The organism is Lacticaseibacillus baoqingensis (assembly GCF_003946165.1).
In the GTDB taxonomy this organism is placed as follows: domain Bacteria; phylum Bacillota; class Bacilli; order Lactobacillales; family Lactobacillaceae; genus Lacticaseibacillus; species Lacticaseibacillus baoqingensis.
Genome location: NZ_RHOI01000001.1, coordinates 101,920 through 123,801, shown reverse-complemented (window position 1 = coordinate 123,801; position 21,882 = coordinate 101,920). Strand labels below are relative to the sequence as shown.

Annotated in this window: 24 protein-coding genes; 4 read left to right on the top strand and 20 right to left on the bottom strand. The window is 51.6% G+C overall.

Annotated elements, in window-relative coordinates; all coding sequences use genetic code 11:
- Positions 1-59 precede the first annotated feature (59 nt).
- From EKM91_RS00615 to EKM91_RS00560, 12 genes are all read right to left on the bottom strand, one after another.
- Positions 60-1,625, bottom strand: coding sequence for an ATP-binding protein (locus EKM91_RS00615; protein ID WP_125748107.1), 1,566 nt, complete (start codon positions 1,623-1,625; stop codon positions 60-62).
- The gene (locus EKM91_RS00610) at positions 1,625-2,311 is read right to left on the bottom strand and encodes a response regulator transcription factor (protein WP_125748104.1); all 687 of its coding nucleotides are present in this window, start codon (positions 2,309-2,311) and stop codon (positions 1,625-1,627) included. The genes EKM91_RS00615 and EKM91_RS00610 overlap by 1 nt, the downstream gene beginning before the upstream one ends.
- Positions 2,312-2,736: 425 nt before the next feature.
- The gene (gene gndA, locus EKM91_RS00605) at positions 2,737-4,161 is read right to left on the bottom strand and encodes an NADP-dependent phosphogluconate dehydrogenase (protein WP_125748101.1); all 1,425 of its coding nucleotides are present in this window, start codon (positions 4,159-4,161) and stop codon (positions 2,737-2,739) included.
- A gap of 96 nt (positions 4,162-4,257) precedes the next feature.
- Positions 4,258-4,812: a YceD family protein gene (locus tag EKM91_RS00600; protein ID WP_125748098.1), complete on the bottom strand. Its 555-nt coding sequence runs from the start codon at positions 4,810-4,812 to the stop codon at positions 4,258-4,260.
- A 13-nt stretch (positions 4,813-4,825) separates the two neighbouring features.
- On the bottom strand, positions 4,826-5,962 hold the full coding sequence (locus EKM91_RS00595; RefSeq protein ID WP_125748094.1) for a nucleotidyltransferase: 1,137 nt from the start codon (positions 5,960-5,962) through the stop codon (positions 4,826-4,828).
- Position 5,963: 1 nt separating this feature from the next.
- On the bottom strand, positions 5,964-6,701 hold the full coding sequence (locus tag EKM91_RS00590; RefSeq protein ID WP_125748091.1) for a class I SAM-dependent DNA methyltransferase: 738 nt from the start codon (positions 6,699-6,701) through the stop codon (positions 5,964-5,966).
- The gene (gene rsfS, locus EKM91_RS00585; protein ID WP_125748088.1) at positions 6,701-7,060 is read right to left on the bottom strand and encodes a ribosome silencing factor; all 360 of its coding nucleotides are present in this window, start codon (positions 7,058-7,060) and stop codon (positions 6,701-6,703) included. Before rsfS ends, EKM91_RS00590 begins: the two co-directional genes overlap by 1 nt.
- Positions 7,061-7,663: a bis(5'-nucleosyl)-tetraphosphatase (symmetrical) YqeK gene (yqeK, locus tag EKM91_RS00580; RefSeq protein WP_125748085.1), complete on the bottom strand. Its 603-nt coding sequence runs from the start codon at positions 7,661-7,663 to the stop codon at positions 7,061-7,063.
- Positions 7,650-8,306: a nicotinate-nucleotide adenylyltransferase gene (locus tag EKM91_RS00575; RefSeq protein ID WP_125748082.1), complete on the bottom strand. Its 657-nt coding sequence runs from the start codon at positions 8,304-8,306 to the stop codon at positions 7,650-7,652. The genes yqeK and EKM91_RS00575 overlap by 14 nt, the downstream gene beginning before the upstream one ends.
- A 14-nt stretch (positions 8,307-8,320) precedes the next feature.
- Positions 8,321-8,632 carry a YhbY family RNA-binding protein gene (locus EKM91_RS00570; protein WP_125748079.1) on the bottom strand — a complete coding sequence of 104 codons (312 nt, stop codon included), beginning with the start codon at positions 8,630-8,632 and terminating at the stop codon, positions 8,321-8,323.
- A gap of 15 nt (positions 8,633-8,647) precedes the next feature.
- On the bottom strand, positions 8,648-9,775 hold the full coding sequence (yqeH, locus tag EKM91_RS00565) for a ribosome biogenesis GTPase YqeH (protein ID WP_125748076.1): 1,128 nt from the start codon (positions 9,773-9,775) through the stop codon (positions 8,648-8,650).
- Positions 9,768-10,292: a YqeG family HAD IIIA-type phosphatase gene (locus EKM91_RS00560; protein ID WP_125748073.1), complete on the bottom strand. Its 525-nt coding sequence runs from the start codon at positions 10,290-10,292 to the stop codon at positions 9,768-9,770. Before EKM91_RS00560 ends, yqeH begins: the two co-directional genes overlap by 8 nt.
- A 189-nt stretch (positions 10,293-10,481) precedes the next feature.
- Here EKM91_RS00560 and EKM91_RS00555 point away from each other — a divergent pair, with 189 nt between their 5' ends.
- Genes EKM91_RS00555 through EKM91_RS00540 form a run of 4 tightly spaced genes read left to right on the top strand, consistent with a single transcriptional unit; the run spans position 10,482 to position 13,811 of the window.
- Positions 10,482-11,345: a VOC family protein gene (locus EKM91_RS00555; RefSeq protein ID WP_125748069.1), complete on the top strand. Its 864-nt coding sequence runs from the start codon at positions 10,482-10,484 to the stop codon at positions 11,343-11,345.
- Positions 11,338-12,264, top strand: a complete 927-nt coding sequence (locus EKM91_RS00550; RefSeq protein ID WP_125748066.1) for a VOC family protein — start codon at positions 11,338-11,340, stop codon at positions 12,262-12,264. Before EKM91_RS00555 ends, EKM91_RS00550 begins: the two co-directional genes overlap by 8 nt.
- Positions 12,261-12,863, top strand: a complete 603-nt coding sequence (locus EKM91_RS00545) for an alpha/beta hydrolase (protein WP_164508402.1) — start codon at positions 12,261-12,263, stop codon at positions 12,861-12,863. Before EKM91_RS00550 ends, EKM91_RS00545 begins: the two co-directional genes overlap by 4 nt.
- Before the next feature lie 3 nt (positions 12,864-12,866).
- Positions 12,867-13,811, top strand: coding sequence for an NADP-dependent oxidoreductase (locus EKM91_RS00540; RefSeq protein ID WP_125748060.1), 945 nt, complete (start codon positions 12,867-12,869; stop codon positions 13,809-13,811).
- Positions 13,812-13,914: 103 nt separating this feature from the next.
- Here EKM91_RS00540 and rplT read toward each other — a convergent pair whose 3' ends face one another.
- The 8 genes from rplT to nrdR all read right to left on the bottom strand — a co-directional run bounded on the left by rplT (position 13,915) and on the right by nrdR (position 21,857).
- Positions 13,915-14,271 carry a 50S ribosomal protein L20 gene (gene rplT / locus EKM91_RS00535; protein WP_125748057.1) on the bottom strand — a complete coding sequence of 119 codons (357 nt, stop codon included), beginning with the start codon at positions 14,269-14,271 and terminating at the stop codon, positions 13,915-13,917.
- Between the two features lie 103 nt (positions 14,272-14,374).
- Positions 14,375-14,575 carry a 50S ribosomal protein L35 gene (gene rpmI, locus EKM91_RS00530; RefSeq protein WP_054718570.1) on the bottom strand — a complete coding sequence of 67 codons (201 nt, stop codon included), beginning with the start codon at positions 14,573-14,575 and terminating at the stop codon, positions 14,375-14,377.
- 28 nt (positions 14,576-14,603) lie between these two features.
- Positions 14,604-15,131, bottom strand: a complete 528-nt coding sequence (infC, locus tag EKM91_RS00525; protein WP_164508403.1) for a translation initiation factor IF-3 — start codon at positions 15,129-15,131, stop codon at positions 14,604-14,606.
- Between the two features lie 189 nt (positions 15,132-15,320).
- Positions 15,321-16,658, bottom strand: coding sequence for a polysaccharide deacetylase family protein (locus EKM91_RS14040; RefSeq protein WP_225419418.1), 1,338 nt, complete (start codon positions 16,656-16,658; stop codon positions 15,321-15,323).
- 114 nt (positions 16,659-16,772) lie between these two features.
- Positions 16,773-18,743 (bottom strand): threonine--tRNA ligase, encoded by a 1,971-nt coding sequence (gene thrS, locus EKM91_RS00515; RefSeq protein ID WP_125748053.1) that lies wholly within the window; start codon positions 18,741-18,743, stop codon positions 16,773-16,775.
- A gap of 313 nt (positions 18,744-19,056) precedes the next feature.
- Complete coding sequence (dnaI, locus tag EKM91_RS00510) at positions 19,057-19,977, bottom strand: primosomal protein DnaI (RefSeq protein ID WP_125748050.1); 921 nt, start codon at positions 19,975-19,977, stop codon at positions 19,057-19,059.
- The gene (locus EKM91_RS00505; protein WP_125748047.1) at positions 19,974-21,338 is read right to left on the bottom strand and encodes a replication initiation and membrane attachment family protein; all 1,365 of its coding nucleotides are present in this window, start codon (positions 21,336-21,338) and stop codon (positions 19,974-19,976) included. Before EKM91_RS00505 ends, dnaI begins: the two co-directional genes overlap by 4 nt.
- 45 nt (positions 21,339-21,383) lie before the next feature.
- On the bottom strand, positions 21,384-21,857 hold the full coding sequence (gene nrdR, locus EKM91_RS00500; RefSeq protein WP_125748043.1) for a transcriptional regulator NrdR: 474 nt from the start codon (positions 21,855-21,857) through the stop codon (positions 21,384-21,386).
- Positions 21,858-21,882: the final 25 nt, after the last annotated feature.

The following is a 21,882-nucleotide window of genomic DNA, read 5'->3' as shown; positions in this document are numbered from 1 at the left end:
GAGTACAAAAAAACGATGATCCCGGATTTAACCTCCGAAATCATCGTCATGATCATCCTTTACAAATTGCTGTTGGCCAACGGATCATCTGGCAGCTTATCCGCTTGCTCCCGCAAATGGGCCGCTTCTTCAGCCGTGATCGTCGGCAGATCGATACGAAAAGCTGAACCGTGCCCTAAAGCAGAGTCCACCGTGATCTCACCGTGATAGCTTTCAACCAATTGTTGCGCGATGGATAAGCCTAACCCATTGCCGCCTTTTTCGCGGCTGCGAGCTTTGTCAACGCGATAGAAACGGTTAAAGACGCGCTCGCGATCAACGTTGGACAACCCTTCACCGAAGTCTTGTACGACTAAAGCGACCCCATCAGAATTTCTGGCCGCAGAAACATGGATCTCCTTGCGCGTCAGCGAATACTTGACCGCATTGTCGAGTAAAATGATCAACACTTGTTCCAAATGGTTGCGGTACATGCGCACATACACGGGTCCTTCCAGATCATTGTCCAAGATAAACACAAAGTCTGGATGGATCATCTTAAAGTCATTGACCACTTGCTCCATGATCTGATTAAGATCACACACGGCATTAGGAAATTGGACATCTACTTGATCAGCACGCGTCAAGTCCAGCATTTCTTGGATCAACGACTTCATGCGCGCGATCTCTTGCAAGCTGGCACTCAAAGACTCCGCTAAGACTTCCGGATCATCTTTGCCCCACCGATTCAACAGCTGCAAGTGGCCTTCAAGGATCGCAACTGGCGTCCGCAATTCATGAGAGACATCTTGAACAAAATCGCTTTGTTGATCGATAAAGCGCTGGATGCGATCAAGCATGCCGTTGAACTCATTGACCAAATCACCAAGTTCATCGTTTTGCTTCAACTCAGGAATACGCACGCTGGATTGCGGTTCATCATTGACGACATTGATCGTCTTCGTGATCGAATGGATCGGCTGCAAGAAGCGCCGAGCCATGACATACCCGACTAACAATGAGACGAGCAAGGCGATCCCACTCAAGATCAAGATCATGTTGAACACCCGGCGCATGGTGGCATGGATAGCTTGCATGCGATCGGTGATCTGGACGTACCCTAAATGTTTGCTTGTCGTACTCGACACGATCGGGGCGGTGACGATCATGCCATTAAAATCTTTGGTTTTGACTTGTTTGATCGTGGTCGTCGATGTTTTTTTCAAGGGTTGATCTTGATTACGCGAACTAAAGATCTGCTCGCTTTGATTATTGTAAACGGCGACGCTAACATCTGCTCGAGAAAGTTTTTGGATCACAGAATCGGCAAAAACACTTTCATCATTGCCGCCCACCAAAGAAACGCCTGTACCAGCGCTGGTTTGATAGTCGCTGCCATCAACTTCGAGCAAGGGCGAGACGTTCTTATCTGTGAGCTTGGTGGCGATCGGGGACAATCGCTGCTCGACGGCATTGAGCGTATCTCGCAATGTGCTGCGTTCTTGGCTCGCCAAAATGCTGCCAGTAGCACCATATAGGACTAATGAGAACACCAAAAACGTCACAAAAATGCCAACGCCAACGACGGCTGTCCACTTAAATGCAAGCGACAGCCGCCTTTTAGTCCTTGGTTCTTTGGAAACCATTACGAGCGCATCACATAACCGGTTCCCCGAACGGTTTGGATATAGCTGGGTTCGCCTTGGCGATCGATCTTGTTGCGGATGTAACGCACATAAACATCCACCACATTGGTTTCAACATCCGAGTTGTAACCCCAAACTTTAGATAACAAAACGTCGCGCGCCAAAACCACGTTGATATTTTCCATCAATGTCAATAACAATTCATATTCACGTTTGGTCAATTCAATGATGTCATCCCCGCGACGGACGACCCGGTTTTCTTTTTCGATCGTCAAGTCGCGATAAGTCAGCGTGGTTTGTTTAGCCGCATTGTGTTCGCCTTCGATGCTGATACGCCGCAGTAAGGCGCGCAACCGCGCCAACAATTCTTCGATCGCAAAAGGCTTCACGATATAATCATCCGCCCCATGGTCTAAGCCGCTGACCCGATCGATCACCGAATCGCGCGCGGTCATCATGATGATCGGCGTATTCTTGGTTTGGCGTACTCGCCGGCAAACTTCTAAGCCGTTGAGTTCTGGTAACATCAAGTCCAGCAAGATCGCATCCCAATCTTCACTCAAAGCGGCGTCTAACCCGGTACGCCCATTAAAGTGGACAGCGGTTTCATACCCTTCATGCTTTAGTTCCAATTCAACGAAGCGGGCCAAGTTTTTCTCATCTTCAATAATTAAAATACGACTCATGATCGGACTCCTTTATCATTTTTACTTGAAGCGTCCCTCTGGCAAAACTCTCATTTCACAAGTGGACGGTAGCGTTTTTTTCTCATGTGACATGTTGCTTTGCCTATTGTAACATAGTCTGTACCACTTGACTATCACAGGTATTCTTAACCCGCCAAAAATAGGCCAAATTGAAAAGATGAGAGATTTTAGCAGAGGTATAGTCCAGTTATTGGTAAATTTATTTTTCAAAGAATATTTTGCCAGCGGTATATACCTATATCGTGGTTAATAAAGCCCTTTCTTCGCGGGTCGATCAGCCGCTGTCAAAATCTGTATGCAGGCATGACAGGCGTCATGGACGCCAATTCGCAACAAAACAGCCTTCTGCCAACAACCAAAAACGGAGTGGTTGCGGATGAAGGCTGTTTTGCTAAGCTAATTGCTTATTGTTCGATATACCAGGTATAGTGGAAGATCCCTTCGCGGTCGTTGCGCTCGTAGGTATGCGCACCGAAGTAATCCCGCTGTGCTTGGATCATGTTCGCTGGCAAGACTTCGCTGCGATACGAATCAAAGTAGCTGATCGCACCCATGAAACCAGGGACAGGGACCCCGGCTTTAGTGGCCAAAGCCACCAAGTCGCGCACTGCTTCTTGATAGTTCTTGGTAATGTCTAAGAAGTAATCATCCAACAATAAGTTCTTCAAAGCTGGATCTTTTTCATAGGCATTGGTGATGTTTTGGAGGAATTGGGCGCGGATGATACAGCCGGCACGCCAGATCGAGGCGATCTCACCGTAATTTAAGTCCCAATCATAATGTTCAGAAGCGACCCGCATCTGCTCGAAGCCTTGCGCATAGCTCATGACCTTAGAGAAGTACAATGCCTTGCGGATCAATTCGATCGCAGCGGCCTTATCCGGCAAGTCGACTTTACCAACTGGCTTTGGCAAAACCTTGCTGGCAGCAACACGTTCGTCTTTCATCGCCGAGATATAACGGGCGTACAAAGATTCTGTGATCACACTTTGCGGCACGCCCAGCTCTGCAGCTGATTGCGTGCTCCACTTACCAGTTCCCTTATTGCCGGCGCGGTCTAAGATCACGTCAACGATCGGCTTGCCGGAACCAAGATCATCCTTGCGCGTTAAGATCTCAGCAGTAATGTCGATCAGGTAGGAATGTAATTCGCCTTTGGACCAGTCAGCAAAGACTTTGGCAATTTCATCCATATCCAAACCTAACAAGTTGCGCAAGAGGTTATAGGATTCGGCGATCAGTTCCATATCACCGTATTCGATCCCATTGTGGACCATTTTGACATAATGTCCGGCACCATCTGGGCCGATATAGCTGACACATGGGGCGCCATCTTCTTCAGCTTTTGCAGAGATCTGTTCCAAGATCGGGGCGACTAAGTCATAGGCATCACGTTGGCCGCCAGGCATCAATGAAGGCCCTTGCAAGGCACCGAGTTCGCCACCGGAAACCCCCATCCCAATGAAATTGATCCCAGAGTCGGCCAGGTCTTTGTTCCGCCGGCGGGTATCATGGAAATTCGTGTTCCCACCATCGATCAAGACATCGCCTTGATCCAACAATGGCACGAGCTCACTGATCACGGCATCGGTCCCGGCACCAGCTTTGACCATCAAGATGATGCGGCGCGGCTTCTCCAAAGAAGCGACAAAATCTGCGATCGTATAACTTGGGACCAAGCGCTTATCCGCATGGTCTTTGGCGACTGTTTCGGTTTTGCTGCCAGTCCGGTTGTAAATGGCGACGGTATAGCCGCGGCTTTCGATGTTAAGGGCTAAGTTCTTGCCCATCACGGCCATCCCAATGACGCCGATTGTTGGTTTATCCATTCAATTGCCTCCTACAAAAGACGAGTTTGGCTCGCCTTCGTTTGTGTTCCGTTACCGTTTCATGGTAGCAGAATGAACGACCGATTAAAAGTTTCGTCAGTCTTTTTTGTCCGAATCTGCATCAAACAGCCCTTGTAACTTGGCAAAAGGCGAATCTGCGGCTTTTTCATCTTGCTGCAAGGCTTTAAAATCGTCTTCTGCGACCACTTCCCAGTCTTCACCACTTGGCATCGCGGTGCCAGCAGCTTCTTGTGGCGTCAGCACTTGCATCGGGATACTCAACAAAATGTGGTCAAGCACTGCTGCTTGCAGGTCTAATTCATCATCTTCCATGGTGATGACCAACTCGCCATTTTCATACTTGTCTTTGCGATCATCTGCTTGGACATAAACTTCACTGAAAGAAAAGTCCAATGGCAAACTGACCGGCTCAAGGCTGCGCGTAGAAGGCACGGTCAAGCTCCCGGCGAGGGTTGCAGATAACAAAAAGTCCCCATCATCGGCACTGATATAGGCATCAAGTTGGATCGCACTCACGTCGAGGATCTCGGGATCACGCGTCATCAACGCTTCTTTGACGTCTAACGTCTCTGTGACATGTAGCGGCTCGTGCTTATATTTGGCTAATTCAGCCACCGTAAATTTGAGCATTCTCTCTCCTCTTTCATATCATGATCGGGGGCCGACCATAATTTTGGGTCTGCCCCGTCAGCGTCTCGATCAACCGATCCGCGCGCTGTTGCCAATATAAACAACCGCCAGGCATGAGCATCGCAGCACTGACTTTGGTGATCAATGGCCACGCCACCGTTTTTTTCACCGCATGCAAATACGCCTGCCCTGCGTGGGTGAATCCCAACACGTGAATATACGGCTGGGTTTTAGCCGCTGCCACCAGCGCTTGGGTTTGGTTCAAAACCACCGCCAAGCACAAGCGCCGCAAACGGGCGTAAGTGTATCGCTTGGATTTGATCGCAGCCATGAATTGGCTGAAATCACCGGCGGCATCGATATTTTGGGTTAAGCGATATTCTAAGCCTTCTGCCATGGCATCGATTTCGCGCAATGCGCCAAGATCCGCGGTTTGCAAGCGATATTTCAACCAAGGAAACAGATCTTGCCAGCTTTGGTGCCGCGCGTTAAGGGCGATGCGTGTGGCCGTGGGTACAAAGGCTTGAACATCCGCATCTTTTTGGATCAACTGCCGGATCTGGCTGGCACTGGCAAAAGTATCGACACTGCCGCAAGCGTCATGATCGACTCCTACGCGCGCGATCGGCAACAACTGCAACGGCGCCCCTAAGGCGAGATTGGCTTGGGCATAACTCATGCCTAACAATAAGTTTGGAGCCGACATGTCGATACCCACGCTCGCTTGATAATAGCGATTCAGCTGGGTGGCATAGGTTTGGGTGAAATCTTTCAGATGGGCCGTCGCTGGCGGCAATGCAGCCAACTGGCTGGCCGCTTGCATATAATCAAGCTGAGGCGCTTCCGTTCCAAAAGCGAGTGTTTGCACCCCTAACGCTGCCAAAAGGCCCACGCCGCCAGCGGCAAATCCCGGGGCCGCTTGATTGGCACAAGCCGTGGGCAATTCCACGACCACATCTGCGCCTGCGGTTAACGCCGCTTTTGCCCGCGCCCATTTGTCAACGATCGCCGGTTCACCGCGCTGGACATAATTACCCGCCAATGCGACCACAACGACATCTGCACCACTGGCGCGTTTGGCTTGGGCAAGCGCATGAACATGGCCATTATGCAAAGGATTAAATTCTGCGATCATTGCGACTGCTTGCATCTTAGGCCCTCTTGGCGTGGAAAAACCAGCGGGTGCTAGTTTCTTGCACCGGATTTTGCCCAAAATCGGCGGTGACCGAAACATCGCTGAAACCAGCCGCTGCCAGCGCCTTGAGCCAATCAGCGACCGGATAAGTTCGTTCATGATGCGTTTCGATCATGGGATGATAGGCATCGATGGCTTCATCATAAACAAAAAACGTCAAATCATGCTCGATCGTATGCGGCAGCTTTCCGGCGTAACTTTGCCACATGAAGGCATAGTCTTGCGTCTGGTAATTATACATATACCCGGGGAAGACTTGATCCATTTGATAAAGCGAATGCGCATCAAAAAAGAAATCGCCGCCTGGCTGCAAATGCGCATAGACTTGCTCAAACACTGTTTGGACCGCTGAAAGATCAGGCATATAACAAAGCGAATCATCAAAGCAGGTCACCAGCGCATACTCTGGCAAGCCGCTTAAGTCTTGCATGTCACCTTGTAATAAGGGGATCGTTAAGCCGGCTGCGGCGATCTTTTGTTCTGCCAATGCCAGCATTTCAGCACTTAAATCCAAATCACTGACCACATAGCCTGCTTGTGCCAACAACACGGCCAAGCTCCCGGAACCACCTGCCAACTCCAACAGCGGCTGCTGTGAAGCCGGCACTTGTTGGGTGACGTAATCGCGCCACTTAAGATAAAGGCTGTCATCCATCAACGTGTCGTAAACTTGGGCAAATGAGCTGTAAATCATTATTCTGTGACCCACGCTTGCACATCAACTAGCGGTGCTTCACTCCAAAGCTTTTCCAAGTTATAAAATTCTCGTTCTTCGGGGACAAACACATGGACCACGACATCATGGAAATCCATCAGCATCCACTTAGAGCCTTTTTGGCCTTCGATCCGGGGCTGGTTACCGCCGGCGGCTTCGACTTGGTCTTCAATCGCATCGACTAGCGCTTGGACCTGACGTTCAGAATTCCCGTTCATGATCACAAAATAATCTGCTAATAAGCTGACCCCTTGCATGTCTAGTGCCACGATATCTTCAGCCCGCTTGTCATCAGCGGCTTTTACGATTGTTTCCAATAATTGTTTAGAATCCATAATTCACTCCTTGATTTGGATAAATGCGTTATACGTCAATAATGTTTTAGGGTAAACGACTTTGCGTTGACCGATCAGATATTGCAGCGTATTTTCCAGTTCAATCAAAGTCGCTTCGCGCATATTGGTTTGCGCTGCAACGCGGGCTTTGGCTTCGATCGGCAGTTCTCTGGCAGGCTCGATAAAGTCGGCGACAAAAATGATCTGATCCAACGTGCTCATGTCAGGATCACCAGTCGTGTGACGTTCAATGGCTTGGATCACCAAGTGGTCCGTGACCCCGACTTCTTGTTTGATAAACCAAGTGCCCACTAACCCATGCCACACGCCGCGATTGTAATTGAGCAAATCAAGATCAAAGCCGTTTCGCTTGATGACATCGATGTACGTGTTGTTAGGGATCTGCTTGGCATAATCGTGCAACAGCCCCGCCAAACCGGCGCGGTCAACGTCTTGGCCGAAGCGCTTGGCCAATTCACGCGCGGTTTTTTCGACCCGCAAACAATGTTGATAGCGTTGGTCATCTAACCGATTTTGCATCAGTGCTAAGATCTCTGAGCGCTGACGACCATTGGTTAAGGCCGCTGGATACTCAATTTGCGTCAAGATACAATCCTTCTTTCTCAATATAAGCGCGGACCGGTTCTGGCACCAAGTAACGAATACTTTGTCCAGCCGCGACTCGCTGGCGGATCTCTGTTGAAGAGATCTCGATCAATGGGGCGTCGACCCACAAGATCGGATACGGGCTTTGCGGCGCATACCCGCGCCGCTTCACCCCAACAAACGTCACCAACTTGACCAAGTCATCGATTCGATACCACTTCGGCAGGTAATTGACCATGTCGGCGCCAATGATGAAATAATAATCGGTGTCTGGATGTAATTTCTTCAACGCAACCAAGGTGTCATAACTATAACTGACCCCGCCGCGCTGCAATTCACACAGCTCCAAGCCAAACAGCGGATTATCATGGATCGCCGCTTCAAGCATCGCCAAGCGGTGCTTGGCAGGGATCGCCGCTTTATGGTCGACATGCGGCGGTTGATTATCAGGCATAAAGCAGACTTGCTTGAGCCCTAATTGCGTGCCAACCGCTTCTGCCATGATCAAATGGCCATTATGGATCGGATTGAAGGTGCCGCCGAACAAGCCGACTTGCTTGCGCCGCGGCCCTAAGATCGCTTCTGAGACTTCTTCAGTGATCACCGGATGCGATAACGTGATCGTTTGATTGCTCACGTTCATGCCTAAAACCCCTTTTATAGTTTCGCGATAATTGCCGAAAGCTTGCGGTTTTCTGGATCAAACGCCCGTTTATACACCACGACGGTCCGCCCGATCGTTTGCGCGACGCTCAAGCCTGGGATCGCTGCGACCAGGGCTTGACCCACAGCTTTGGGCGTTTCATCGGTGGCCGGCAGTAAACTGATCTTGATCAGTTCACGCGCTTCGATCGCCGCTTTCACCCCTTCAATGAAGGTCTCCGTGACGCCATTTTTACCTAAGTTGATCAATGGCTTCATGGTCATGGCTTGGCTGCGCAAGTACCGCTTTTGTTTTCCAGTTAACATGGTTTCTCCTTTAGTTTAAATCAACGCCTTGCGTAAGAGCACATCGACGCCTTTTGGCGCATAACCGGCAACGGTTTGGCCAGCAGGGATCACGATCCACCCTAACCCGGCGAATACCAGATCCGATTTCACCTTCGGGGTGAACTCAAACCGCACAAAAGGCGGGAAATCTGGCAGCTGTTCTGCACGCGGCGGCTGCAGTAATTCACCGACATGCCGCGCATAAAAATCATCGGCATTGACCAACTTGGTCCGGTGCAACAAGAGCTGATTATCTGCATAAACCGTAAAGCCGCTGCGCTGCCCGCGAACAAAGTCAAACCGCGCCAACCCCGCCAGAAAAATCGTCTGGCCTGGGTTCAACTGATAGACTTTCGGGCGGATAGGCTTGGTGGGCGCGACCAAATTCAAGTCGCGCTGATCCACATAATGGGCCATTTGCCCGTGATGAATGATCCCTGGGGTATCGATCAAGGCCTGGCCGTCATCTAATGGGATCTCGATACGATCCAAGGTCGTGCCAGGAAAACGTGATGTCGTGATCAATTCACGCACGCCAGTCAGTTGGCGAATGATCTGATTGATCAACGTCGACTTACCGGTGTTGGTCACACCTACCACATAAACATCTCGGCCGTTGCGGTAGTGCTCGATCATCGCCAGCAATTCATCGACTTGTTGGCCTTTTTTAGCACTGGTCAATAACGTTGCCACTGGCCGCAAGCCTTGCGCATGCGCCGCTTGGGTAAGCCAATTGGTGAGCTTTTTGGGATTGATCGACTTGGGCAATACATCAGCTTTATTGCCGACTAAGATCACTGGATTGTCGCCAACGAACCGATGCAAGCCAGGGATCACGCTGCCATTGAAATCAAAAATATCCACGACATTCACGATCAACGCGTCGCTATCGCCTAATGCGGTCAACAGCCGCAAAAAATCGTCATCCGTCAATTCCACGTCTTGGACTTCATTGTAGTGCCGCAAGCGAAAACACCGTTGACAATATAGATCTGCATCAGGGTCCGCTTGCATTTTCGCCAAAGTCGCAGCCGGCAAATACCCTGCTTTTTGTGGTTCAGTGGTTTGTAAGCGTGCCCCACACCCAATACAATGCAATGCTTGTGTTTCTTCTTCAGCCATGCAGATCCTCCTTATAAGTCAAATGCGCCTTGCCCCCGAGCAGTTTAAAGACAAATCGTTCAAAAAAACGGTTGATCCGGGTATTCCAGGCATCAGTTTCTACCAGCGGCTGCACTAAGATCGTGCGCACGCCAGCCGCATTGCCTGCCATCACGTCGGTCAGCAATTGATCCCCGATCATGACCACTGCCGACTTTGGCAGGCCCAGCCGCGAAACGGCTCGATTGATCCCCACCGGCAATGGCTTCAGTGCTCGCGAAACAAACGGCAGCTCTAGCTTAGCCAAAGCGCGTGCGATCCGGTCATGGTTATTGTTAGATACCACCATCACTGTGATCCCCGCTGCCTTCATCGTGTGTAACCAATCATGCAATGCCTGCGTCCCATCAGGGTTGTCCCATGCGATCAAGGTATTATCCAAATCTGTCAGGATCGCCTTGATCCCTTGTTGGTGTAAACGCTCAGGCGTTAGGCCATACACGGCTTTAACTAGCCAAGTCGGTTTAAAAACTGCCACATGTCCGCCTCCTCTTTCTTCTAAGCATATCTAATTCATTATATCTCATAACGCTTGGCAATGCGACTGCGCCGAAGCGTTAAGATCGCTAACTGGGCGTGATTGCGCTATCATTATGCATAGAAAAGACTTGCCAGAAGCGTGTGACGTGTTATGCTTATTTTTAATAAGTGAATAGAAGGTGTGCTCATGTTTAACTTACATCATGTCTCTCTTTTGACTGGCGATATTGCGGCAACCACCGCGTTTTATCGTGATCAGCTCGGACTGCGGTTAGTCAAAAACACCGTGAACCAAGAAAACCTGCATATGCGGCATCTTTTTTATGGCGATTTTGCCGGCTCACCTGGCAGCGTGATCACGTTTTTTGAAGTTCCCCGGTTAGGGCCGCGGTATGACCAAGATCACTTTATGGCTGAGCTGGTGTTTGCCATTCCCGCCGCCAGCACCGCTTTTTGGCAGCAGCGCTTGGGCAGCTTATCCGTGCAAGATCCCAACGGTGTGGCCATCACCTTACGCCCGCATGCCGGACAACTGGCCAAAAGCAAAGTGGTTGCCAACGACATCCCGGCCAACGCCCAGATCCTTGGCTGGTGGGGCAGCACACTGGCCAGCTTAAAGCCGCAGCAAACCGCTGAGTTTTTTGCCACCATGCTGGCTGCTCCCAATGACGGGCAACAAGTGCGCTTTGGCGACGACCAAAGGCTGATTTTTCGCCAAGCCCAGCCTGGCACGCATCGCTTCGGCCGCGGCAGTATCGATCATGTCGCCTTGGCCATCCCTGACGCTTCAATGTTTGCTACCTTGCGCCAACGCGCGCACGACCATGGCTACACCATCGAACGTTTTGCCGATCGCGGCTGGTTTCAAAGCCTTTATATTTTGACTCCGGCAGGCAACCGCGTCGAATTTGCCACTACGACGCCTGGATTTACTTTAGATGAGCCGTTAGCTGATTTAGGCCGCGGCTTGGGGCTGCCGCCTCACCTGGCGGCACAGCGCCAAGCCATATTAGCTGATTTCGCTGCTAAAGGGGTGACGTTTGATGATTGAAACTCAAGGCCTTCACCACATCACGGTCACCACCAGTGCCCCACAAGCGTTCTTCACGTTGATGACAAAGACCCTCGGGCTGCACTTACGCCAACAAACCGTGAACCTTGACGATCCAAGCAGCGAACATTTGATTTTCACGGCTGATTTAGCGGCAACCGCTGCCGCGTTGACTGTGTTTTGTCAGCCTGGGCAAACCCCAGCGTATCGTGGGACCAATCTCTTGACGCCGATCAGCTTGGCTGTTGCCAGCGCAGACGCCTTGCCATTTTGGCAAACTCGCTTAGACGCACAAGGCCTCGCGGTAGAAATGGTTCAGCACCGCTTTGGCCATGCCGGCTTTACCTTTACCACCAGGCAAGGGCTGCGCTTTCAATTGGTCTGCCCACCCGCTGCGCCCAGCGCTATGATCCCCACCACGCCCACCGCCTCAACCATTCCTGCCGCATTTCGGATCATCGGCTTGGGCCCATTGACGATTCGCGCACTGAACCCAGCCCCTTTGATCACCTTGATGACGCAAGTATTGCCGTATCACCACCATCAGATCACTGGCAACTGGCACCAATTCCAAGACCCTGCCGGTCACCTGGTTTGGGTGGAACAGCGCAGCGACTTGCCGTTAACGATCCCAGGCACTGATATGGGTCATCATGCCGCTTTTGCGGTTGCCGATGAATCAAGCCTGCCTGCCGCTGCGGCTGCTTTCAGCGCACATGGCTGGGCGCATTCGGCGATCCTTGACCGCAACGGCTTCAAGTCGATCTATTTTCGCGTCACCCCACGGATGCGCTTTGAACTCGCCACACGCACTCATTGGCCCACTCGCGCAACCGGCCTGACACTGCCGGCAAGTTTAGAGCCGCGGCGCGCAGAAATCACCGCGCAGCTGCCCTTATCGTTGGAGGGATGGTCGTGACGATTTTTAGGCCTGGGCAAAACCGCCAGCCATTATTGTTATTGCACGGTACTGGCGGCAGTGAGCGCGATTTATTGCCGATCGGGCGCTTGCTGGACCCAGCTGCCCCACTGTTGGCGATCGGCGGTCGCGTCGTCGAAAATGGTCAATCCCGTTATTTCCGGCATACTGCCAATGGCGCTTTTGATCAAAGCGACCTTGAGCACCAAACCACATGGTTATTGACGACCGCCATGGCCGCTTTGGCCGACCACGGCTTAGCAAAACGACCAATCACCGTGGTGGGTTATTCCAATGGTGCCAATATCGCCGCGTATGCGCTCTTGCATCGGGCCACGCCTTTTGCAAGCGCCATTTTATTTCATGCCACCACTGTGAGTGCGCAAAATGACCCCAGTTTACCCGCGATCCCGACTTGGCTGTCTTTTGGGACGAACGATCCGTATGTGTCGCCAGCGGCTTTTACCGCCTTAAGCGCACGCTTGCAACAAAACCATGCGCCTTTGACGATTTACCGCCACGCTCACGGTCATCGCTTGACCCACGCTGAGTTGTTAGCTGCACGTGATTGGCTGCAACGAATTTTGAAAGGAGTGTAAGTGATGCAACGTTTTGGCTTTGAACGCTTCGGCGGACCTGACGTGTTCACCACCTTGACCACCCAACGGCCGGTCCCTAAGGCCGATCAAGTCCAACTCAAGGTCTTGGGGTTTGGGTTGAATCCTTATGATGCCAGCTTACGCCGCGGCGATCAAGCGGCGAGCCGCCCAATGCAATTTCCCATTGTCCCAGGCACCGATGTGGTGGGGCAAGTCACCGCAATTGGCGCAGCGATCACTGATTTTGCGATCGGTGATTTGGTGATCAACTATCGTCCGCTTGGCGGCTACAGCGAGTATGTCACGGCCAGTGAAACTAAAGTGATCCATAAACCCAGTGCCTTAAGTTTCATGGATGCCGCCGCTTTACCCCAAGTGGGGATCGCCGCTTATACGGTGTTTACCATGTTGAATGCGCATGCAGGCCAAAGCCTCACGATCTTAGGCGCAGGTGGCGGTATCGGTTCAGTCTTGCTGCAATTTGCGCAAGCGCATGGGGTGATCGTGCACGCCGTGGCTAGCGCTAAACAACACGCCTGGCTTTCACAACTTGGGGCTGATACGATCACCACTTATGCCGACGCTGAGTTTCGCAGTGATTTTGTTGTCGATGCGATCAATGGCGGCGGCGATCGCACCTTGCCAGCCAAACTGGTCGTGCCTGGCGGCGTGGTCGTGACCACTGCTGCCGTGGAGCTGCCTGCGGGTCCCTTTACAGCTTTGTCACTGACAAAAATGGCCCCCACTCAAGCGGCATTAAATGCCTTAGTGACCGTCGCGCGCACTTGGGGGTTGACCATGCGGATCGCCAAACGCCTGCCATTTAACCTAGCCGGCGTCCAAGCCGGACATGCGCGCTTAGACGCCGGAAATGTCTCCGGCAAGCTGGTGGTGATGCAGCCGGATCCGGTGCTGGCGCAAGCCCATCAGGATCTGACGCAGTTGTGAGCAGCTGCGGTTAAACACAAACACCCCGCCATCGCGAGAATATCGCGATGGCGGGGTGTTATTTTGCTGACTGTCACCGTTTATGTTTCAGTCAACTTAGTGCTTATGCTAAAGCTTTCTTAGCGGTATCTGCCAAAGCCGTGAAGCTTTCTGGGTCAGAAATCGCAATGTCTGCTAACATCTTACGGTTCATATCGATGTTGGCCAACTTTAAGCCATGCATCAGCTTGCTATAAGAAATGTCGTTCAAACGTGCGGCTGCGTTGATCCGCGCGATCCAAAGACGCCGGAAGTCACGCTTTTTAGCACGACGATCACGGAATGCATAGCGATAAGAAACCATCACTTGAGCATTTGCGGACTTAAACAGTAAGTGCTTGGCACCGCGATAACCCTTAGCGAGCTTCAGTACCTTCTTGCGGCGTTTGCGAGTTACGGTTCCACCTTTAACACGTGGCATTAGAATTCCTCCTCAAATCATTAACGAAAAACTTCGAGCGCGCGATCCGTGCTCAACTTAAACGCGCTTTCGCGTGGCATCAAGCGACGCCACTGGACGCGCTTTACTTCATTTGGCTGAGCATCTGGCGGATCCGCTTCATATCGGAATGGGATACCAAGCCGGACTTGCGCAGTTGACGACGCTGCTTCTTGGTCTTACCGTGGAAACGGTGAGACGTGTAGGCGTGGCCCCGCTTCAAAGCACCGCTAGCGGTCTTCTTGAAGCGCTTAGCAGAAGCGCGGTGAGTCTTGAATTTTGGCATGACGATTTCCTCCTAAATAACGTTCTGACTACTTTTTGTTGTCAGGTTTTGGTGCGAGCATCAAGAACATGCTCCGCCCGTCCATCTTGGGACGAGATTCGACGACGGCGAGGTCTTTAGTCGCCTCTGCCATCTGTTCAAGGACTTTTTGACCTAAGTCCTTATGGGTGATCGCCCGACCACGGAATCGAACCGAGACCTTGACCTTGTCCCCTTTTTCGAGGAACTTGGTCGCATTCTTCAAACGGGTGTTGAAGTCAGCCTCGCCGATCGTTGGGCTCAAGCGAATTTCCTTGATGCTGATGGTTTTTTGTTTCTTGCGCGCTTCACGCTGCTTCTTTTGCAGTTCGAAGCGGAACTTTCCGAAGTCCATGATGCGGGCAACAGGCGGCTTGGCGTTCGGTGACACAAGGACAAGATCCAGGTTAGCTTGTTCAGCTAACGCAAGGGCATCGCGGGTAGACTTCACACCGAGTTGTTCTCCAGTTTGGGAGATCAAGCGTACTTCACGTGAACGAATCCCCGAGTTGACCATCATATCTCTAGCTATGGCAATTCACCTCCAAATAATTTCGAGAAAAAAGCAAAGCGGCCGAGACCACATGGGTCCCCGCCGCGAATATATATCCGTACGTTTTAGCCTAGCGGTCACAATGACGTGGGCGAGAAGCGGGAACTTCTGCTTGTTTTCTCAACGTGTTCAACTATACAGGACAACTTTGTGACCGTCAAGCCTTTTTATTGACTAAGAAGCGGTGGTCACGGCCCGTTCATCCCCGCGCCCAAAATATTGCTGGCCAGGCAGCAAGTGCCCGCCGAAAAGCTCACTGACCGTCACAAACCGATAGCCTTGCGCTTTCAGTTGTGAAATCACTGTCGGCAGCGCCTGGACGGTTGCCGGTTGAATGTCATGCATCAAGACGATCCCGCCGTTAGTGGCAGTCGCGTTGACGCGGGCAATGATCGCCGCTGCGTTGCGGGAACGCCAATCTTGAGAATCGATCGACCATTGGATCGCCGGCAGGTCCTCAACTTGAGCGATCGGTGCAGATATTGCCCCAAATGGCGGCCGCAAAAGCGTTGGCAGCTGACCAAGCACTTGGTAGTACGTCAACGCCATTTTGCCATAGATCTCATCTTTGGCAGCAGTCGGCGTCAGCTTGGGTAAGTACGGATGATCATATGTATGGATCCCGATTTCATGGCCTGCTTGGGCCACTGCCCGGGCAGTTTGGGGATACTCCCGCAAACCGGTACCGACCATGAAAAAGGTGGCTTTGACTTTGGCAGCAGCCAAGGTTTTGAGGATCTGCGGCGTCGTCTTGTCATTGGGCCCATCATCAAACGTCAACGCGATGACTTTGCCTGCCTCCACCGGTACCCGCTGCCCTTTCAAGTACCCTTTGAGCTTGGCCAACGGCACGCTGACAAGCGGTTTGCCCTTAGTGTCATTGATCTGCAGCTGGCGTTTTGCGAGGCTGAAATTTTTCGCCTGCAGGCTGGCCAATAACGGCTGCGCCAATATTTTTTCTAAACTAACTGCCGTTTGCCGATGCTTTTTGACCATGATCTGCTTAGCCAGATAATTGATCGCCCGCCGGCTGCCGTCATCAGGCACAAGATCACCCACGGTTGCCGCTTTGCCAGTTTGCGCCTGCACCAACCCCAGTGGCTGTTGCGGCAATTGATGGCGCTGCATTTGCCGACCTTGTACGCGATAAGTGGTCATGCGCAGCTGCTGTTGTGCAACTGCAGCTACCCCGCTAGTCGTCGTGGTCACTTTAGCAAGGACCATCGGCTGACTGCCGGACTGAGGCAGCGCTGCCGTGACGCGCTGGCGCACGGCAGGGGCGATCTTATGCATCTTTTGTGGTAACAAATACACCAATCGTCCGCCTGCATGGTGTTCAATGATGACGCGCCCGTGATGGTTGTGCTTTGCATGCACAATTACCTGATCAATGCGCTGTTGAGCCGCTTGTTGTTGATGCTTCATCAGCAACCACCACCCTAATCCTGCGACTAACAAGATCAACAAGGCTGCCCCCAGCACTATCGGCTTGCGATATCTGACTGATCCCATAAAATTTTCACTCCTCGTTAAATATTCCCCAACTCCCGTGACGTCATTATATAACTTATTGCATCAAAAAACGATCGGCACTTAAAGCGCCGATCGTTTTGCTTCTATATAATACTAGTCGCCTAAGACTTTATCGATTTCGCTAGGCTTGCGTTTGCCATCACGGGAGTAGTTGCGGACTTCCGCTTGCATGGCTTCGACAAACATCTTGATCGATTCTTCTTCAGCATGTTCTTCACCATAACGGCGAACTGAAACGCCGGCATCGGCAACTTCCTTGTCGCCGACCACCACGGTGTATGGCACCTTGCGGGTTTGAGCTTCGCGGATCTTATAGCCCATCTTCTCGTTGCGGTTATCCACTTCGACGCGTAAGCCGGCTGCCAACATCTTGCGCTTGAGTTCTTGAACATAGTCATCATGCACATCGGCCACTGGGATCAAAATTGCTTGCGTAGGCGCTAACCAAGTTGGGAAAGCCCCTTTGTAGATCTCGGTCAGATAAGCGATGAACCGTTCCATGGTCCCCACCACGCCGCGATGGATCATGACTGGACGATGTTCTTGACCATCGTTGCCCACGTAGGTCAATTCGAACCGTTCTGGCAGCATGAAGTCCAATTGAATGGTGGACATGGTTTCGTCATTGCCAAGTGCGGTCTTGGTTTGGATATCCAGCTTTGGCCCATAAAAGGCGGCTTCGCCTTCTGCTTCATAATAATCCAAGCCCAAATCATCCATGGCGCCTTTGAGCATCGCTTGGCTGCGGGTCCACATTTCTTCGTCATCGAAGTACTTTTCAGTGTTCTTCGGATCACGATAAGATAAGCGGAACGAGTAATCATTGATGTTGAAGTCTTCGTAAACATCCATGATCAAGCGCAGGATCTTCTTGAATTCTTCTTGGATCTGGTCTAACGCCACAAAGGTGTGACCGTCGTTTAAGGTCATTTCCCGGACCCGTTGCAGACCAGATAAGGCGCCAGATTTTTCATAACGATGCATCATCCCTAATTCAGCGATCCGCAATGGCAGGTCCCGGTACGAACGGATGTGATGCTTGTAGATCTGGATATGCGATGGGCAGTTCATTGGCCGCAATTCAAGCATTTCGCCATCGCCCATGTCCATTGGCGGGAACATATCTTCGCGGTAGTGATCCCAGTGACCAGAAGTCTTGTACATATCCAGGTTAGCTAGCACTGGGGTGTAAACATGTTGATAGCCATCGGCAAGTTCCTTGTCGATGATGTAGCGTTCGATCACACGGCGAATGGTTGCGCCATTAGGCATCCAGTAAGGCAAGCCAGCCCCGGCTTTAGGATCGACGAAGAATAAGTCCAGATCCCGGCCAATGTTACGGTGGTCGCGTTCTTTCGCTTCTTGACGCCGCTTCGCATCATCTTCAAGATCGGCTTCTTTGTAATAAGCGGTCCCATAGATCCGTTGGAGCATCGGATTAGAAGACTTGCCTTCCCAATAAGCCCCGGCAACAGAAAGCAAGGAGAAATGCTTGAGCTCCTTCAAACTTGGCAACAAGGCTGCTTCTTCAAAATCAAAGAAGTCGCCGAGTTGAAACCCTTTGATCTCGCCTGCTTGAGCTTGAACCAATTGCTTTTTGAAGGGTTCGTTGGCAAAATAAGTCAGCGCTTCGGCTTGGCTCAAGGTCTTAGCAGCGATCTTTTGATCTGCTTTGACGATTTCTGCCATCTTGGCTTTGATCTCTGGCAGCTGATCGACAGTCAGTTGACCATCATCTTTGTCGGTGTCGTAAAAGAAGCCGTCTGCTTGGGCTTCGCCTTGGCCCAAACGCACGTCTGGGTATAATTCCTTGATCGCAGCAGCCAAAACAAAAGTGGCTGTTTGCCGTAAGACCGCAAGCCCGTCAGCAGAATCTTTCGTGACGATTTCAAGCTTTGCATCGGCGTTCAATTGGGTATCGAGGCTGACCAATTGGCCATCGACTTTCCCAGCCACGGCCTTTTTAGCCAAACTGGTAGCAATGCTCTTAGCAACATCTAAAACACTCACGCCAGCGTCGCAGTGCTTGACGCTGTTATCTGGTAATGTGATTGCGATTGACATATCTGATGATCCCCTTATGTTTTATATTCGGAAGCGGCTTGCAAGGCTTGATAAAACCGAAAGTAAACAAAAATCCCGGATACCATCACTGGTATCCGGGACGATCACTCGCGGTTCCACCCGACTTGAAAGCACTGCTTTCCTCTCGATGCTGATAACCCGAGCAGGGGCCTAACGGCATCTCGAGAAGTGGTGCGGATCAGGTCGTGACACGCTTGCAGCCAAGGCGTGTGCTCTCTGTGAATGATCCTTGTAACTTCCGTCTTCGATACTTTGATTAAAGCACAGGCGCTTGGCGCATGCAAGTTTTTTTTCAGCCGTTGCGCCGATCATTGCCGCCAACCGCGATCTCTTTGGCCAAAAATTTGATCCGCTCCATCAGCCGCGAAGCCTTGAGCGCTTCGTTATCGCCGCGCTCGGAACCGGCCAAATAGCGCGTTAATTCTGCCATTGTTTTATTGCTCGAAAAAAGTGTCGGCATTTCTTCTTGCATGCGATATTGCAAGATGATCCCCAACACCTCATCGCGAAACCATGGGCTCAAAGCCTCAGCGCCAATATCATCCAACATCAATACCGGTGCTTTTTTGATCGCGTTGATCTTCGCTAAAACCGAATTGGTTTGAATGGCCCCTTTCATCTCAACGGCATAAGTCGGCACATGCAACAGCGTCGAAGCGATCCCTTGTTTGGCCAGTTGATTGGCGATGGCGCCTAGCAGATAGGTTTTGCCGACGCCAAACGGCCCGGTTAAATAAAGCCCTTGGTGATAAGCATGCGGTGCTTGGGCCACGGCCAAGGTAAAATCTGTCGCCGCATCCAACGCTTCATCGCGGCCAGTCGGATCATAATTGGCCAAACTAGCCGTCGCGATTGCTTTAGGCATATTGATTGCCTTGACCAATGCCCGCTGAGCCGCTTTGGCTTCAGCTGCCACCCGTGCTTGCGTAGGTTCATAGGCCAAATCTAATTGGCCGTTAGCCACCACTAACTGCGGCTGATACCCTGGGGCAAAACTCGCTTCACCAGCCGCGCGTTTATTGCGTTCATTGACAAATTCATAGATCTTAGCGGCGCCGCGATCCACTGCATCCGGGGCCAAGGCCGCTTGATTGGCCGCTAAAAAGGCTTGGACTTCAGGATCAGCAACTGCTTTGGCAATGGTTTGCCGATAGGCGCCAGTCATGTGGCGTTGATCCATCAGTTTGCGTAATTCTGCTTGCATGTCTTTCACTCTTGGCGACCTCCTTCTTCAAGGGCCTTCAACTTGGCCAGGCGCGCGGCGATCTTATCTTTGCGCTCGGCACTAACCGGTTGGGTTTTCGGGGTATAGCCCGGCTGCATCCAAGCGGGCGTTTCTTCTTGCCGAGACGGTCGCTGCGAATTCGCACGCGGCTTAGCCTTGGCCTGCGTTTCTTTGCGGATCTGGGCCAAAGCACTTTGCGGTGAATCGACGTTAGCATTGACCCAGCGGCTGACATACCCATTGAGCAGCGCTTGGCTCAAACTGTCATACGAACGTAAGACATAATCCACCAAAATATTCACTGTTGCCTCTGGAAACGTCCGCCGCTGTACCAAATCGCGCACGGCATATGTCTCATTAGGCGCAGCAAATGCCCGCGCATTTTTGGCCTTTTTGGCCGCTTCCAAAAAAGCCCGCGGCGCCATGCTGGTGGCTTTTTTTAATAATGCCGTTTCCGCCGGGGTCAAAGCAAGCGCCGGTTTAGCCGGCTCGCTGGCTGCTGGCGGCGACTGGCGGCCCGTGGTGAAAGCCGCTTTTTGCGGTTGCGAATATTTCTGCTCGGCAAACTCACGCAATTGCTTGAGGTGCAATTCACCCGTCATCACATCGGTTGCCGCGGTGATCAGCGTCGCTAATTGCGGCGGATTCAACCCATAAAACCGGGCGACTTGATACAACGCCTCCCGATTGGCGTCGATCGCCCCTGCTTTAAGATTGGTGCGCTGAGTCAATTGTGTCAGCAGCACCCAGTCATAACCATCGCCAGTTCCTAACGACACTTCCGGGTGCGGCTTTTGTGCCAGCTGGCGTTGCGCTTTTGCCACTGCGGCAGGCTGATCTAACACATTGGTCAGTTCAAAGACACTCAAGAAGTTTTGCGACACATCTTGCCAGTCTTCTCGCCGGACTGGATGCAGCGTGAACTGTTGCGCCAGCTCATCATAGCGGCTTTGGCCGACGCGATCATACAACAGCATGCCTAACAGATCGTCGGCAAAAAACTCCGGCGGGGTGACTGGGGCATACAACTCATAGGCGTAATAGCGGCTGATCGCATCAGTAGCCGTATACGTCTTCAATAACCCCACCGCTTCCAGTTTGATCCGCGCTTGATATAAAGTTTCCACGTTGATATTCAACAAGTCCAACAAGCGGGTTTGCGATCGCCGATCAGTCAACACTGGGCGCGGGGCGGCTTCTTGCCATAAGCTCAGATAAAGGGCCAGCGCCACCGGTCCGACTAAGGGTTGATACAAAGCGACTGCCACTTGTTGATCATGATCAGTGAAATAGGTGGCTTGGGTGACGATGTAGTCATCTTGAGCCATAAAACTTTGAGGGCGCTCCATGTCACCCCTCCTTTCAAGCAAAAACAGGGGCTAAACGGCCCCTGATCAGTCTTTTGGCGACTGTTTGCCTTTTTTCATCATGTCTTGAAGCTCCTGCATGAACACGGACATGTCTTTAAACTGGCGATAAACACTCGCAAAGCGAATATACGCAACATCATCGACTTCCGCCAACAACGTCATCACATATTCACCGATGGCTTGACTGGACACTTCATTTTCGCCGATCGCGCGCAACTTGTTTTCGACTTTTTCAACGATGCCTTGCATTTGTTCCATCGTAACTGGACGTTTTTCAGCCGCCCGGATCAACCCTTTCAAGATCTTTTCCCGGTTGAACTCTTCACGCGTCCCGTTTTTCTTGATCACAAGCAACGGCGTTTGTTCCACGCGTTCAAAAGTCGTGAAACGAAACCCACAATTCTCGCATTCACGCCGCCGCCGGATCGCCTTGCCGCCATCAGTCGGTCGGGAGTCAACAACGCGGGAACTATTGTGGTGACAATGTGGACACTGCAAACCAACACCTTCTTCTAGTCGTTTT

Coding starts and splice junctions, on each gene's coding strand:
- EKM91_RS00615 (WP_125748107.1), bottom strand. CDS start 1,625: ATGGTTTCCAAAGAACCAAGGACTAAAAGGCGGCTGTCGCTTGCATTT.
- EKM91_RS00610 (WP_125748104.1), bottom strand. CDS start 2,311: ATGAGTCGTATTTTAATTATTGAAGATGAGAAAAACTTGGCCCGCTTC.
- gndA (WP_125748101.1), bottom strand. CDS start 4,161: ATGGATAAACCAACAATCGGCGTCATTGGGATGGCCGTGATGGGCAAG.
- EKM91_RS00600 (WP_125748098.1), bottom strand. CDS start 4,812: ATGCTCAAATTTACGGTGGCTGAATTAGCCAAATATAAGCACGAGCCG.
- EKM91_RS00595 (WP_125748094.1), bottom strand. CDS start 5,962: ATGCAAGCAGTCGCAATGATCGCAGAATTTAATCCTTTGCATAATGGC.
- EKM91_RS00590 (WP_125748091.1), bottom strand. CDS start 6,701: ATGATTTACAGCTCATTTGCCCAAGTTTACGACACGTTGATGGATGAC.
- EKM91_RS00575 (WP_125748082.1), bottom strand. CDS start 8,306: ATGAACGTGAGCAATCAAACGATCACGTTATCGCATCCGGTGATCACT.
- EKM91_RS00570 (WP_125748079.1), bottom strand. CDS start 8,632: ATGTTAACTGGAAAACAAAAGCGGTACTTGCGCAGCCAAGCCATGACC.
- yqeH (WP_125748076.1), bottom strand. CDS start 9,775: ATGGCTGAAGAAGAAACACAAGCATTGCATTGTATTGGGTGTGGGGCA.
- EKM91_RS00555 (WP_125748069.1), top strand. CDS start 10,482: ATGTTTAACTTACATCATGTCTCTCTTTTGACTGGCGATATTGCGGCA.
- EKM91_RS00550 (WP_125748066.1), top strand. CDS start 11,338: ATGATTGAAACTCAAGGCCTTCACCACATCACGGTCACCACCAGTGCC.
- EKM91_RS00540 (WP_125748060.1), top strand. CDS start 12,867: ATGCAACGTTTTGGCTTTGAACGCTTCGGCGGACCTGACGTGTTCACC.
- rplT (WP_125748057.1), bottom strand. CDS start 14,271: ATGCCACGTGTTAAAGGTGGAACCGTAACTCGCAAACGCCGCAAGAAG.
- rpmI (WP_054718570.1), bottom strand. CDS start 14,575: ATGCCAAAATTCAAGACTCACCGCGCTTCTGCTAAGCGCTTCAAGAAG.
- EKM91_RS14040 (WP_225419418.1), bottom strand. CDS start 16,658: ATGGGATCAGTCAGATATCGCAAGCCGATAGTGCTGGGGGCAGCCTTG.
- thrS (WP_125748053.1), bottom strand. CDS start 18,743: ATGTCAATCGCAATCACATTACCAGATAACAGCGTCAAGCACTGCGAC.
- EKM91_RS00505 (WP_125748047.1), bottom strand. CDS start 21,338: ATGGAGCGCCCTCAAAGTTTTATGGCTCAAGATGACTACATCGTCACC.